The sequence below is a fragment of the Allobosea sp. 05T422_2 genome (assembly GCF_056396265.1).
On sequence record NZ_JBFTLD010000052.1, the window covers coordinates 1 to 13,176 of the forward strand.

Below are 13,176 nucleotides of genomic sequence, written 5' to 3' on the forward strand. Positions count from 1 at the left end.
TCCTGGTACTGACCCCGACCCGTGAGGAAGCGCTCATCTTCGAAACGACGCAACGATCGTGGATCTGTTGCCGCATCCGAAACCACATCGATCGTCGCCACGCCGATATCATTCATAGGCCGGTATCATTCATGTCGTCTCGCCAACCCCCAGCCGTCCCATCCTGCCGTAGGGCAGCGACCGGCGCGAAGGATGCGAACATGGCATTCGGGGTCGGCTTTTGAAACAGGGCAGCGCCGACCCACGAAGCGTCGGGTGCGTCGTCGCCCGGCCATGGAGCAGCCTGGTCTCGCGGCAATCGCCGCAGCGCTGCGCAAAGGCGGGCGCTACCGAAAGTGCGCCGGTGCCTAGGAACGCTGGTTGGCGGCCCGCTGCCGCGCCACTTCGCGGATGAACGGCATGAAGGCGGGCGGAATCTCGACCGGCGCCAGGGCCTCCTGGCGGATGTCGAACTCGGCGATGGCCTCGGTCAGCATCTCGAATTCATGGTCTTCGTCGGAGCCCATCGCGCTTTGGAGCAGCGCGGCCGCTCTCAGGACGGCGGCCTTGCGTTCCTCGAAGGAGCCAATCGTCACGGTGTCGGCGTTCGGCATAGCCACCTCCCGTTCAAGATCCTCGCTTGCTAGGCTAGCGACGGAATGGGGGCTTGACGAGTCAAACGAATCAAAATTCGCGGACCTGCGACCGGAAGKCGAGGGCGCGTTCGCGGTGCCGTGGCGCGGCGGTTCGGTGAACGCAGGGAGTTCTTTTACCACGCGGTCAAGGCGCCCGAGCCGGCGGCTCAGTCACGCCAGCGTGGTCCGCTTCCCAGATCCGAATAGCCTCCCTGAGCGCTATCGATTCGCGGTAGCTGCTGCCGTCCTGCACGGTGAGCGCTTTGAGGCGGCGCCTTGCGATCTTATAATCTTCAACAGTCTCGATCGTGAACATCGGCGGGTCCGACCTGCAGGATTCCGGCCCGTGCTTGATTGTCGTTTTCATTGCCGCCTCCGCGATTCAGAATATCCGACAGTGGGGTATCCTCAACTGATGCTACTGCACGTGTGGCTGCTCGGCTTTGCGACAGAACAATGTCACCGCAAGCCACTGCGTGACGCATGACGTCTCGGATTGCTCGCCGTCGGGTCATGCAGAGCCTCGCTCCGCCAAGTCTGTTGCTGCCGGCCAAGTGCTGGCAGCGCAGGAACGCGATGCGGGCAGGAGGTCTACGCATAGAGCTGACCGACGAGTAAAATCGGGCCGTTATTGCGGTAGGTCAACGCAAACCTGTCTTGGCCGTGGTGGCACAGCGACATCGACTGCAAGGAGCGTTGTCATGTCATCCTACGCGAGCCTGATGGTGAATCTGGATCTCGGCCCTCATGCGGCCAGCCGGACTGCGCTTGCGGTCGGCTTGGCAGAGCGCTTCCATGCGCGCTTGATCGGCTCGGCATCGCGCTGCATCATTCCCGCGCTCCCCTTGGAGGCCGGTTTTTCCGCCCAGACGCTGATCGAGCAATGGCGCGAGATCGCTGCGGAAGAATTGCAGCAGATCGAGGCCAATTTCATCAAGGTCGCCAAGTCCGGCGAAAGCACGTCGTTGCGAACCGGTATGGACGAGACGGCACCATTTCTTCTCGAGCAGGCCTCTGCTGCCGATCTCCTGATCGTCGGCCGACAGGGGAGCGGCGACCACCGGGACTGGCGCTTCGCCGTCGATCCCGGGGCGATCGTGCTGGAAGCCGGGCGCCCTGTCCTGCTCGTGCCGCCAACCTCTGACCGCCTTTCGGCGCAGCGTATCGTCATTGCCTGGAAGAACACGCGTGAAGCGCGCCGCGCGGTCTGCGATGCGTTGCCCTTCCTGAAGACTGCCGAAGGCGTGTTCGTCGTCACAGCCGGAGAAAGCGCCGAGAGATCGAGCGCGCAAGACCTGCAGGACTATTTGCGTCATCACGGCATCACCGCCGATCTTGTCCAGGACAGCGCGATGCGGGAAGCCCGCATCGCCGACGAACTGATCCACCGGGCCCGGCAGGAAGGCGCGGACCTCTTGGTGTCCGGTGCCTATGGTCACAGCCGAACGCGCGAGTGGATATTCGGCGGCGTCACGCGTGATCTCCTCGATCATGCGTCGATCTGCTGTTTGATGAGCCATTGATCGTGGCGGCGTCCGGGGGGCGCTGCGTCGATCAGAACCAATCATGTGGGGGGCGGTTCGGAGCTTCGCTGATGGCAAGGCACGTCATCCCGCCCCTTGGCCATCAAGTGCGGGGGGACGCCCGGATGTTGTCCGCCTGCCTTTCGGTGAGATCGCAGACGCAGGCATCGCTGATCTGGGCGCGCTGCGGACTTGGCAGTCGCAGCACAGGAAGGCAGCCCGGCGTGGCGATGCCCCTCTGGGACTCATCGAAACAAACATGTTATCATTCCGTTAAGGAATTCACCGAATTGCCTCGCGGACAAGCCCAGCCGCGTCTGCAATCCAGTGGTGGGCTTTGCGCAGGTGAAGTCATGAATACGCTCCTTGCCCTCCCTGTTGTCGCCCTGATTGGCGTTGGCGGTCTCGTCTTCACCGCGAGTGATGCCGAAGCCCAACACCGTGGTATCGGCGCCGGTGGATACCGAGGCACTGCCATTGGCGGTGGCTACCGCGTTGGATATCGTGGCGCGTACCGTGCCGGATACCGTGGAGCTTACCGTGGGGCGGCATACCGTGGCGGTTACTACGGCAACCGTTACTACGGTGGTCGGGCGCTCGCAGCGGGCGTCGGACTCGCAGCAGGTGCAGCCTATTACGGCAGCGGCTACGGTTCAGGCTACGGCTACGGTTCGGGCTATGGCTACGCCGCTCCCGCCGCATACGGCTATAATGCCTATGGCGGCTATGGCGACGCTACCTATGCCACCACCACATATTCCGGCAGTGCATATTGCGATCCGGGAATCGCGAGCGGCTATCCGCAGACCGTCTATTACAACACACCGGCCTCAACTTACTACGGCGGTAGCGGCTATTATGGCGGCGGATACTACGGGAGAAGCTACTATGGCGGCGGCTATTATGGCCGACCTGTCGYTCGTGCGGGCATCCGCCGCGCCGCATACTACAATAACCGACCAGTTGTTGGGTACTACGGTAGGCGCTGGTAGATCTCCAACACCTGTAGGGCATCAGCGCACGCGTCGCGGTCCTGGTTGCTTCTGGGGCGAACTGCGCGCAGCGACGATCGCTTCAAGCCGAGCCCTATCCGAAGCCGTAATGTCGATGCTGATACCAGTACGCATCCCGCAATGTCGCATGCCGCAGCGGCGCGGGGAATCCCAAACAGGACTCTTCCGTCCCGATCAATCCACTAGATTGAGATCTTTGGTTGTTGAGGGTTTCAGAGTTTCAGTCCTCGGACCATCGTAAAAGAGTGGTCCCAGAAAGGGGCCACTCCGCTGGCCATCATTTAATATGCTGCTACGACTTGGCGACCGCCTCTATCGCGCTCGTCAGCGTGGCAGCGGGATTCGCTTTGCAATAGTCAGCGATCTTCTGGGCATTGGCATGCGCCTTGTCACCGTCCACCATGGCATTGCCGGCTTTGCCATGGACATAGCCGTTCACCCACATGGCGACGCCAATAGTCTGCGCGGCAGGCATAGCGCCAACCTCCTTGCAAGTGAGCTTCGACATGTCCACTTCCGCCGCCCTTACTTGGCCTGCCAAAACGATAGTTGAAGCGGCGAGTGCGATCGGAAAACAGAGTTTCATGGTCACGACCTCCTTCTAGAAGTCCCCCGCCTTGCAAGAAGCGCTAGTGCCCTGTTGGAAATATGACAGTCGTGCCAAATTTACCGGGACAGCTTTGTGGCCCMAGCGACGATCGCTTCAAGCCGAGCCCTGTCCGAAGCCGTAATGTCGATGCTGATACCGGTATGCATCCCGCAATGTCGCATGYTGCAGCGGCGCGGGGAATTCCAACCAGGACTCTTCCGTCCCGATCAATCCACCAGGCTTTTTGAGCCTTGGAGGATGCCGATTATGCCGAAGAAGACAGACAGGCCATTTCTTCTGACCTCCGTCGGCTCAAAGGCCATACCTCCGGGAGGGCCACTTTTCAGGGAGGCAGGCCACTGTCCTCCGGTCTTGAAACCATGTCCGGCTTCTCCATCTTATTTGGACTAGCGCGCAACTTTCCGATCGAGGAAGCGCCAGGATCAGCTGGCCTCCGACACTTCAGAGCGGGCCGCCGATGATCATCGTCTTGGCGGGCAGCAGTGAGAATCAAGCGTCTTCCTCTTCGTGCCTGACGAAGGAAGATATAAAATGGCAAAGGTTGTTTGCGTCCTCTATGACGATCCAGCCGACGGTTACCCGGCAGGATATGCGCGGGACGGTCTGCCGGAACTCGACCGCTACCCCGGCGGCCAGACACTTCCCACGCCGAAGGCGATCGACTTTGAACCGGGGGTTCTGCTCGGCAGTGTGTCGGGCGAACTCGGCCTGAGGAAATTTCTCGAAAGCGCCGGGCACAGCCTGGTTGTGACCTCGGACAAAGACGGTCCCGGCAGCGTTTTCGAACGCGAGCTCCCCGACGCCGAAATCGTGATCTCGCAGCCCTTCTGGCCGGCCTATCTGACCGAAGAGCGCATTGCMAAGGCGAGCAAACTGAAGCTTGCGATCACGGCCGGCATTGGATCAGACCATGTCGACCTTCAAGCCGCGATGGATCGTGGTGTAACGGTTGCCGAGGTGACCTACTGCAACTCGATCAGCGTCTCTGAACATGTGGTCATGATGATCCTGGCGCTCGTGCGAAACTACATCCCCTCCTATCAGTGGGTGCTCCGTGGGGGCTGGAACATCGCCGATTGCGTCSCGCGCTCTTACGATGTCGAGGGGATGCAGATCGGAACCGTCGGTGCCGGCCGGATCGGCAGCGCCGTGCTGCGCCGGTTGAAGCCGTTCGACGTGAAGCTGCACTACACCGACCGCCACCGTCTTCCGCTGGCGGTCGAGCAGGAACTTGGCGTTACCTTCCACGCGGACGCGGCATCCATGGTTGGCTTTTGCGATGTCGTCACGATCAATGCACCTCTGCATCCGGAGACAGAGAATCTCTTCGACGAGGCGATGATCGCCAGGATGAAACGCGGCGCCTATCTGGTGAACACGGCGCGCGGCAAGATCTGCAATCGTGACGCTGTGGCCCGCGCTCTGGAGGGCGGGCAGCTCGGCGGCTATGCTGGCGATGTCTGGTTCCCGCAGCCGGCCCCCCAGGACCATCCTTGGCGATCAATGTCGCATCACGGCATGACGCCGCATATCTCGGGATCTACGCTCTCCGCCCAAGCCCGCTACGCCGCAGGCACGCGCGAAATCCTGGAATGCTGGTTCGAGGGCCGGCCGATCCGGGAGGAATATCTGATCGTCGATGGCGGCAAGCTCGCGGGCGCTGGCGCGCATTCTTATAGCGCCGGCGACGCCACCCATGGTTCGGAAGAGGCGGCGCGCTTCAAGACCAGGACGTGATCCAATCGGAATCTGTTCCGCAAGCGGCAAACCTGAGACGGACAGCCGCTGGCTTCCGAGGTCAATGCGGGCTCCCTGAGGCGCCGTTGCCTTGGCCATTCCGAGAGCTTGCGCGCCTTCGCCGTTGTTCCGGAGAGGGGAGACGGCTCCGCCATCTTCAGCGATGCGCGGTTTCGCCAGCGACCTTGCGCAGAGCCATTCCGATCTGACCGCCGCAATAGGTTTCGTCGCCATAGTCCCTGCGGGCCTTCTCGGCCAATGCGGCCAAGGGGGGCAGGGCGGAGACGCGGCGCGCGAGCCCGCTCGTGAGCGGCGCGGTCTCCTCGAGGATCGATGCGAGGACCGGGAAGCGATCGGCCATCGTCGTCCACAAGGTTGCGGTCACGACATCGGCGATGCCCGGCGCCTTGCCGCCGAGGAGAAAACCAGCCTCTGCCGTCAGCCCGTGCCGACGCCCGGTCTCTTCCCAGAACGACATCCACTTCTCGAGGCGCGGCACGAATTCGCGCCAGCGCTCTTGCGTCCACATCGACTGGCCGCCTTGCAGCGTGATTTCGTCGATGACGTCATTGGCGTCGTTGACGATCTTCATGGTCAACGCCCGCAAGGGCGGCGTGGCCGGCATGAGGCCGAGCGTCTCGCCGAGATAGAGAATGATGGCGGGCATCTGCGCGATGGCGAAGCCGTCCGCGTTGTCGATCAGCAGCGGCGGCCCCATGAACGGGACCGGCACGAGCTCGACCGGCTCGTCCATGAGCTTTGCGATCTCGCCGTCGCCGGCTTCGCGCCAGGTCTTGCCGGCCCATGCCAGCACCGCCCGCACGAACTGACCGCGAAACGGGACCGACCAGTAATAGAGCGTGTAGTCCTGCATGGAGCTGGCCTCCTTCGCGATCGGTCTCCGCCGGCGAATACTTTTGTCGGAGCCTCGAGACCTGTCAGGTCAGGCACCCAATCCCCTCATTTCGGCACGCCATTGATGACGAAGAGGGCACGGATGAACTGATCCGGCGGGAAGCTTCCAAAACTGCGGGCATAGATCTGCTTCACGCGATCGGTGCGATAGAGCTCCGCCAGCGTGGCATCGACAAGCAGGCGCAGCTTTTCATCGCCGCGCGGCAGAGCCAGCGCATAGGTCTCGAAGGTGAAATACTGGTCGGAGAGCTTCATGCCGGAGCGGTTCTCGCTGTTGAGCAGGTGATAGCTCAGGATCCCGCGATCGGCGAAATAGGCGTCGATCTTTCCCGCCGCCAGGCTGCGGACCCCGTCGGGATGAGCCAGCATMGGAACGATCTCGGCTTCGATCCCGAGTTGCGTCAAAGTCGTCTTCAGAACCTCCTCGGTCGTCGTGCCCCGGAGCACGCCGATCTTCTTGCCGCGCAGGTCCTCGAGCCGCGTCAGTTCATTGGTCCGATGCAGGACGCCGGCGCCATCGATGAAGGTCGGGAGCGAGAAATCGACCATGGCGCGGCGCGACATGGTCATCGATGTCGGATCGCAGAGAATATCGATCTTGCCGTCGCGCAACGCCTCCAGGCGAGCCGTGGACGAGACCTCGACATAGTCGATCTTGAGCGCCGGCAGACCCTGCGCCTTCTTCACGCCGGCGGCGACTTCGCGGCAGAGATCGACGATATAGCCGGAGGGTTCGCCGCTGGTCGTCCGATAGGAATACGGGGGCGCATCGACCCGGAAGCCAAGCCGCAATGTCCCGGTCTCGCGGGCCCGTGCCAGGGTGTCCGCCGCCAGGCTTGCCGCCGATGTCGCCACGCAGAGAAATGCGATCAATAAAGCTTGCATAGTCGCGTTCCGCCCTTTGGTCATGGCGCACACTAAGCCGGTCGGATGGATCGAAGAACGTCGTTTCTGGCGGCCGGGGCTTGCGATGCGTGCGTATCGCTTCTCGTATTCTTGCCGTGTCTTCTTGCCGATGAGTGCTCCATCGAGGATGCGCCGCGCCTCATGACAATCCAGCAGAACGACATCGCCGGCATCACCATGTTATGCAGCTTGTCACGCAGCGGCAAGAATGCCTGTTCTCGATCCTTCGGGGATCGCAGGAGCCGGGTCGGGACCGTGACGCGATCCGAGAGATGATCGCCCCGGCGGCGCAGTCAGACTGGATGCGATTGCGCCCTATTGCCGGGGAGATCCACGCACAGAACGGCGCCGGCAACCAGCGATGCGGCGGCGATGCTCAGGGAGATGTCGAACGCCTGGGTACGGGCATAGATCGCATTGGCCATGAGCGGGCCGACGATCTGCCCGATGCCGAAGGAGGCGGTCATCAGCGCCAGCATGTTGAAACGGACCGCCGCCGCCACCTTGCGCGCGGCCGGCATGGCGATCGTCGCCGTGCCCATGAAGGTGCCGCCGACGAGCAATGCGCTCAGCACGTAGGCTGCGGGCGTGTGCAGCACAGGCAGTGCGACGCCGATCGCTTGAACGACCAGATTGCTCGCCAGGCTCCGACGTGTGCCGAAGCGCTCGTGCATGGCATGCCAGAAGAAGCAGGACGGCACGGCGCCAAGTCCGAAGACCGCCCAGATATGCACGGGATCGGTGGCCGTGAGCACCTGTCCGACCAGAAGGGGGAGATAGGTCGCRGTGACGATGTAGCCGAATCCGGCCAGCCCATAGATCACGATCAGCCGCAGGGGAGCGAGCAACTGCGCACTATGGGCTTGCCCATGCGCCGACAGCGGTTGGGGCGCCACCGCCGGTGCCCGGTCGCTGCGCCGCTGCAGGTTCAGGGCAGCAGCTGCGAGAGCCGCTGCCGCCACGGCAAGGGTGAGCCAGATCGCCCGGCTCGACAATGCGTTGAGATGCGCAAGGGCGATCAGCTCCGCCGACACCACGATGCCGATGCCGACGCCGGCGAAGAGGGCGGGCGCTCCCTGATGGTGCTTGCGATCGTGAATCAGCCAATGCGAGGCGGCCACCATGGCAAACGCGCTCGAGATGCCGGCAAGGCCGCGCACGGTGACGATCGCCCGTTCCGGCAATGGCAGGGCGAGCGCGCCGAGCAGGGCGACGGTTGAAACGACGGCGAGAGCGCAAAGCCTCCGGCTCGGGATGCCGGTCAGGACCGCGCTCAGCAATGCGCCGGCCAGATATCCGGCATAATTGGCTGCGGCTGCATAGGATCCGGCCTGCACGGAGATGGTGTGATCGGAAATCATCAGCGGATAGAGGCCGGTGAAGGCGAACCGGCCAAAGCCCATGCCGATGACGAGCACGAGCGCGGCCGCGATCGTGGCCTCTCGTTCATGGGTTCTCGGCATTGGCCCGAACCTCGATGGCCCCAACCTCGATGTCGGAGAAACCGGCAAGCAGGTCKCGGAATGCGGTGAAGGCGGGCGTCGAAAATCCCGGCCGGCAGGCAAGATAGGTATCGACCCGCATCAACGCCTTCTCCTCGACGGCGCCTGTGTGACGCAGAAGATCGAGCACGGAGCGGGGCATGATGCTGAAGCAGGAGCCCGCGGCCGTGCAGGCGAACATGGCGTGATAGGAGCGGACCTCATGGATGGAGAAACGCCCCTTCACCGTGCCGAAGCCGGTCAGCCATTCCTCGGCGAGCATGCGGTAGGTGCAGCCCGGCGCAAAGGCGGCGAGCGCCTTGGGCTTGAGGTCTGCTGCGTGCCGTACCTCGGGATGCCCCGGCGGAAGCACGAGCACGAGGTCCTCGCGGAAGACCGGCAGCGTGTCGAGATCCTGCGGGCCTAGCCACCACTCGCCCGATGGGACAGCGATCAGTGCGGCATCGATGCGATGGGCGAGGAGAGAGTCGATCAACTGCCGGGTCGGCGCCGTCGACAGATCGAGCGTGACCTCGGGCCAGCGTTGGTTGAAGCGGGCCAGCGGCACGGGCAGCCGGCTTGCGACGGTGCATTCCATCGAGCCGATGCGCAGCACGCCGGCCGGCCCCGCCGGATTGACGACCTGAATGGCCTCGTCCGCGAGGTTCAGGATCCGGTCGGCATAGTCGAGATAGGTCCGTCCTGCCGCGGTCAGCGTCATGCCCTTCCGCTCGCGCAGGAACAGCGGCACGCCGACCGCCTCCTCGATCTGCTGGATGCGGGTCGTGACATTCGAAGGCACACGCCCAAGCAGCTCCGCGGCGCGGGTGATGCTCTGCTCCCTGGCGACGGTCCGGAAGACCGCGAGCGCGGCGAAATCCATTTCAATTCTCCATTGAGAAATCAATTTGGATGTGTATTCTCTTTTTGAGAATTAAAGTCAACGATGGTGCGGAGCGCGGGAGGCCGGGATGTTGAGCAAGCTGGGCGTTGAGGTGCCGATCGTGCAGGCGCCGATGGCGGGTGTTTCGACCCCCGCCCTTGCTGCCGCCGTGTCCAATGCGGGCGGGCTCGGCTCGATCGGTGTTGGCGCGACGGATGCCGCAGGCGCCCGCGCGATGATCGCGGATCTGAGGGCGCGGACCGAGCGCGCGTTCAACGTCAATGTCTTCGTGCACGGCCCGGCAAAGCCGGATCCGGAGCGCGAGGCGGCGTGGCTGCACTGGCTGTCGCCGCTCTTTTCGGAGTTTGGCGCCGCGCCTCCGGCGGCACTGCGCACGATCTACAAGAGCTTTGCCGATGATGCCGACATGCTTTCGATGCTCGTCGAGGCGAGGCCGCCGGTCGTCAGTTTCCATTTCGGCCTGCCGTCGCCGCAAGCCATTCAGCGCTTGAAGGGGGCGGGCACCACACTCTTCGCCACGGCGACCAACCTCGAAGAGGCAAGGCAGATCGAGACCGCCGGGATCGACGCGATCGTGGCACAGGGCATCGAGGCCGGCGGGCATCGCGGCGTGTTCGATCCGGCGGCTCCCGATGAGGCCCTGGGAACCGTCGCCCTGACACGCCTCCTGGTGGCGAACAGCACGCTGCCGGTCATCGCCGCCGGCGGCATCATGGATGGGGCCGGCATTGCTGCCGCACTCGACCTCGGTGCTGTCGCCGCTCAGCTCGGCACGGCTTTCATCGCCTGTCCGGAATCGGCTGCCGATGATGCCTATCGCGCGGCGCTCGCGGGCCCCGGCGCCTATCACACCCGGCTGACAGCGCTGATCTCCGGTCGGCCGGCGCGCTGCCTCGCCAATCGCTTCACGGACCTCCATGAAAGCGTGGCAGCCCGGCTGCCGCCGGATTACCCGATCGCCTATGACGCCGGAAAGGCTCTCCATGCCGCCGCAAAGGCCAAGGGCGAGCACGGCTTCGGCGCCCAATGGGCCGGGCAGGGCGCTCCGCTCGCCCGCGCCATGCCGGCGGCCGAACTCGTCGCCACATTGCTGCGCGAGCTGAAGGCGGCCTCCGAAGCGGCGCGATGACGGGCCGCTGACATCTGCTGTCGCTCGGCATCCTCAGAGTGCCGCGACCGTCCACCCCGTCAGGTAGCCTTGGCCATGTCCGCTCGCGATCGTCACACCCTCTCAGCCTCCGTCTTCGTCGCCTTATGCAGGGGCGACGAGGTCCTCTTGCTGCGGAGGACGGCGACAGGATGGATGGACGGTGCCTTCAGTCTTCCMGCTGGAGGGCTTGAGGCCGGCGAGACGATCGCCCAAGCGGCGATCCGAGAAGCCCTGGAAGAGGTCGGCGTGCGCATCGCGCCTGCTGATCTCGTCCACGTCCATACATTTCACAGCCTGACGGAGGGCCGGGACTGGGTCGGTCACGTCTTCACCGCAGCGCGATGGGACGGCACGCCCAGGCTGATGGAAACCGAAAAGCACGCTGATCTCGGCTGGTGGCCGTTCGGATCATTGCCGCCCGAGACCATTCCCTATGTCCGGCAGGCCCTTTTGAACGTCAGCCAGGCCGTCTCCTATTCCGAGTATGGCTGGGGCGGCGCCCGGCAGAACAATGCCTTGCTGGAGGGATAGCCGGGCTCGCTGCCCACCTGGCCAACAGCGAAGCGCGGCCCGCCTATCGCCATGCCTTTGAGGCTCAACGGGTCGTGAACACCGCCCAGCAACCGACCGGCTGATCGGGCTCCGGCTCGCATTCGTCATCTGCGTGGAAGGGGCTGCCGACACTCGCCGATTTCATGGGGTTGGCAGGAGGGTTAGGGCATCTGCCTGAAAAGCGGATTGCGGATATGGGGAAAGCCGATGCGGACACAGGCTCGAGGTGGTTTGCGGAAGATCGGATCATCAAGCAGATTGCCGCGTACCGCAATTGCTGACGAGAGATCGTGGACGAGTTTCAGGAAACGCTAAGCCTTCGGATGCTCACGATCCCGGCCGGCATCGTGGCGCTGAGGGACGACCGCATCCAGCGGCGCTGCGATGTCGCGCTGGAATCCTACAGGATTGGAGCCGCCCCGGTGACGCAGGCACTCTACGCCGAGGTCACGGGGAGTTGGCCTTCGTCCCATGTGGACGCCAGATGCCCTGTAGAAAGCGTCTCCTGGCTCGACGCGGTTGCGTTCTGCAATCAACTGTCCGGAAAACGGGGCCTCACTGCGGCTTATGTCATCCACGACGACGCGCAAGGAGCGGATCTCCTCGCCGATGCCGACGGATATCGCCTTCCCACCGAGGCAGAGTGGGAACACGCCTGCCGTGCGGGAACGCGCGGGCCTCGCTATGGCGACCTCGGCGATATCGCCTGGTTCGCCGATAACTCGGGCGAGCGGCCCCAGCCTGTTGGCGGCAAGCAATCCAATGCCTGGGGTCTTTACGATATGCTCGGCAACGTATGGGAGTGGTGCTCCGACCAGTACGACCCACAGGTCTACGGCGCCTACCGCAACTTCCGTGGCGGCGGTTGGGCAGACGGCGAAAGAGGTTGCCTGGCAACCAATCGCCGTCGAAGCCATCCCACCTTCCGGATAGACGATCTGGGCTTTCGCCTCTGCGCAAACGCCGGAGTGTCGGGAACAGACGGACGGATGGGCAGCTAAAGCATCGGCCCGAAAAGTKGATTGCGGTTTTCGGGGCAAAGCCGATGCAAAGACAAAGGGTTAGATCATCGGACTGGATACGATATCCGGTCCGATGATCCAGGGGTGAGAACGGAAGCAGGCCCTCTCAATGAAGAGCGCCTGCCTCGGAACCATGCCCGGGTATCTAGCCGCAGCGTCCAGGGATCAATAGGTCGGGGGCGTGATGGCGCTGATGATCTCGCTCGGTTCCGCCGAGGCATTCCGGAACCGGTGCGGCTCCCGGCTGTCGAAATAATAACCATCGCCAGGCTGCAGGACCGATGACCGGCCCGCGACGGTGACCTCGACCGCGCCGCGGATGACGAGGCCGCCTTCCTGGGCCGAATGGGAGAAGGCCTCGCCCGTGTCGGCGCCGGGGGCGTAGGTCTCGTGCAGCATCAGCATCGAGCGGTTGGGAAAGCCCGTTCCGATGACGCGGTAGGAGATCGCGTCGGCCCGGCCGATTTCCGTCATTTCAGCCGCCCGGCAGAAAGGATTTGGCGGCGAGGCCGCATGAAAATCCAGAAAGAAGCCCGACATGGTCGTGCCGAGCGCGTCGAGCACGGCATGCAGCGTGTCGAGCGAAGGGCTGATCAGGTCCCGCTCGATCAGCGAAATCGACGAGTGGGAAATCCCTGAACGCAAGGCGACGGCGCGGACGCTGAGCTGACGGCGGAGCCGTAGCTCCCTCAAACGGTCGCCGATCTTCATGGAAGGCCTCCTTCAGCTGAGCGCCGCATCTGAGCCCA

The 13,176-nt window shown here is 63.6% G+C and carries 14 protein-coding genes; 6 read left to right on the forward strand and 8 right to left on the reverse strand.

Annotation, left to right across the window (positions count from 1 at the left end):
• Positions 1-347: 347 nt before the first annotated feature.
• A complete protein-coding gene (locus AC1DJT_RS12140) occupies positions 348-593 on the reverse strand; it encodes a hypothetical protein (RefSeq protein ID WP_441506764.1) in 246 nt (81 codons plus the stop codon).
• Positions 594-759: 166 nt separating this feature from the next.
• On the reverse strand, positions 760-981 hold the full coding sequence (locus AC1DJT_RS12145; RefSeq protein ID WP_441506765.1) for a hypothetical protein: 222 nt from the start codon (positions 979-981) through the stop codon (positions 760-762).
• 334 nt (positions 982-1,315) lie between these two features.
• On the opposite strand from AC1DJT_RS12145, the gene AC1DJT_RS12150 reads away from it, so the two are divergent.
• Both AC1DJT_RS12150 and AC1DJT_RS12155 read left to right on the forward strand, forming a co-directional pair.
• A complete protein-coding gene (locus AC1DJT_RS12150; RefSeq protein ID WP_441506766.1) occupies positions 1,316-2,137 on the forward strand; it encodes a universal stress protein in 822 nt (273 codons plus the stop codon).
• Positions 2,138-2,361: 224 nt separating this feature from the next.
• Positions 2,362-3,129: a hypothetical protein gene (locus AC1DJT_RS12155; protein WP_476834135.1), complete on the forward strand. Its 768-nt coding sequence runs from the start codon at positions 2,362-2,364 to the stop codon at positions 3,127-3,129.
• 313 nt (positions 3,130-3,442) lie between these two features.
• Here AC1DJT_RS12155 and AC1DJT_RS12160 read toward each other — a convergent pair whose 3' ends face one another.
• A complete protein-coding gene (locus AC1DJT_RS12160; RefSeq protein ID WP_441506805.1) occupies positions 3,443-3,736 on the reverse strand; it encodes an HdeA/HdeB family chaperone in 294 nt (97 codons plus the stop codon).
• Between the two features lie 555 nt (positions 3,737-4,291).
• Between AC1DJT_RS12160 and AC1DJT_RS12165 the strand changes: the two genes are divergently transcribed.
• Entirely contained in the window at positions 4,292-5,497 is a 1,206-nt protein-coding gene (locus tag AC1DJT_RS12165; RefSeq protein WP_476834136.1) for an NAD-dependent formate dehydrogenase, read from the forward strand.
• A 157-nt stretch (positions 5,498-5,654) separates the two neighbouring features.
• Here AC1DJT_RS12165 and AC1DJT_RS12170 read toward each other — a convergent pair whose 3' ends face one another.
• The 4 genes from AC1DJT_RS12170 to AC1DJT_RS12185 form a co-directional block, all read right to left on the reverse strand.
• Complete coding sequence (locus AC1DJT_RS12170; RefSeq protein ID WP_441506769.1) at positions 5,655-6,371, reverse strand: glutathione S-transferase; 717 nt, start codon at positions 6,369-6,371, stop codon at positions 5,655-5,657.
• An 86-nt stretch (positions 6,372-6,457) separates the two neighbouring features.
• Positions 6,458-7,297 carry an amino acid ABC transporter substrate-binding protein gene (locus AC1DJT_RS12175; RefSeq protein ID WP_441491212.1) on the reverse strand — a complete coding sequence of 280 codons (840 nt, stop codon included), beginning with the start codon at positions 7,295-7,297 and terminating at the stop codon, positions 6,458-6,460.
• A 314-nt stretch (positions 7,298-7,611) separates the two neighbouring features.
• Positions 7,612-8,781: a YbfB/YjiJ family MFS transporter gene (locus AC1DJT_RS12180; RefSeq protein ID WP_441506770.1), complete on the reverse strand. Its 1,170-nt coding sequence runs from the start codon at positions 8,779-8,781 to the stop codon at positions 7,612-7,614.
• Positions 8,765-9,682 carry a LysR family transcriptional regulator gene (locus tag AC1DJT_RS12185; RefSeq protein ID WP_441506771.1) on the reverse strand — a complete coding sequence of 306 codons (918 nt, stop codon included), beginning with the start codon at positions 9,680-9,682 and terminating at the stop codon, positions 8,765-8,767. The genes AC1DJT_RS12180 and AC1DJT_RS12185 overlap by 17 nt, the downstream gene beginning before the upstream one ends.
• 88 nt (positions 9,683-9,770) lie before the next feature.
• Here AC1DJT_RS12185 and AC1DJT_RS12190 point away from each other — a divergent pair, with 88 nt between their 5' ends.
• From AC1DJT_RS12190 to AC1DJT_RS12200, 3 genes are all read left to right on the forward strand, one after another.
• Positions 9,771-10,832: an NAD(P)H-dependent flavin oxidoreductase gene (locus AC1DJT_RS12190; protein ID WP_476769660.1), complete on the forward strand. Its 1,062-nt coding sequence runs from the start codon at positions 9,771-9,773 to the stop codon at positions 10,830-10,832.
• A gap of 75 nt (positions 10,833-10,907) precedes the next feature.
• Positions 10,908-11,384: an NUDIX hydrolase gene (locus AC1DJT_RS12195; protein ID WP_441506773.1), complete on the forward strand. Its 477-nt coding sequence runs from the start codon at positions 10,908-10,910 to the stop codon at positions 11,382-11,384.
• A 311-nt stretch (positions 11,385-11,695) separates the two neighbouring features.
• Entirely contained in the window at positions 11,696-12,406 is a 711-nt protein-coding gene (locus AC1DJT_RS12200; protein WP_476769659.1) for a formylglycine-generating enzyme family protein, read from the forward strand.
• Positions 12,407-12,592: 186 nt separating this feature from the next.
• Here AC1DJT_RS12200 and AC1DJT_RS12205 read toward each other — a convergent pair whose 3' ends face one another.
• Positions 12,593-13,138 (reverse strand): cupin domain-containing protein, encoded by a 546-nt coding sequence (locus tag AC1DJT_RS12205; protein ID WP_441506775.1) that lies wholly within the window; start codon positions 13,136-13,138, stop codon positions 12,593-12,595.
• Positions 13,139-13,176: the final 38 nt, after the last annotated feature.

Bases quoted from the DNA above. Each gene is read 5' to 3' on its own strand.
- AC1DJT_RS12140 (WP_441506764.1), bottom strand. From the start codon at position 593: ATGCCGAACGCCGACACCGTGACGATTGGCTCCTTCGAGGAACGCAAG.
- AC1DJT_RS12145 (WP_441506765.1), bottom strand. From the start codon at position 981: ATGAAAACGACAATCAAGCACGGGCCGGAATCCTGCAGGTCGGACCCG.
- AC1DJT_RS12150 (WP_441506766.1), top strand. From the start codon at position 1,316: ATGTCATCCTACGCGAGCCTGATGGTGAATCTGGATCTCGGCCCTCAT.
- AC1DJT_RS12160 (WP_441506805.1), bottom strand. From the start codon at position 3,736: ATGAAACTCTGTTTTCCGATCGCACTCGCCGCTTCAACTATCGTTTTG.
- AC1DJT_RS12170 (WP_441506769.1), bottom strand. From the start codon at position 6,371: ATGCAGGACTACACGCTCTATTACTGGTCGGTCCCGTTTCGCGGTCAG.
- AC1DJT_RS12190 (WP_476769660.1), top strand. From the start codon at position 9,771: ATGTTGAGCAAGCTGGGCGTTGAGGTGCCGATCGTGCAGGCGCCGATG.
- AC1DJT_RS12205 (WP_441506775.1), bottom strand. From the start codon at position 13,138: ATGAAGATCGGCGACCGTTTGAGGGAGCTACGGCTCCGCCGTCAGCTC.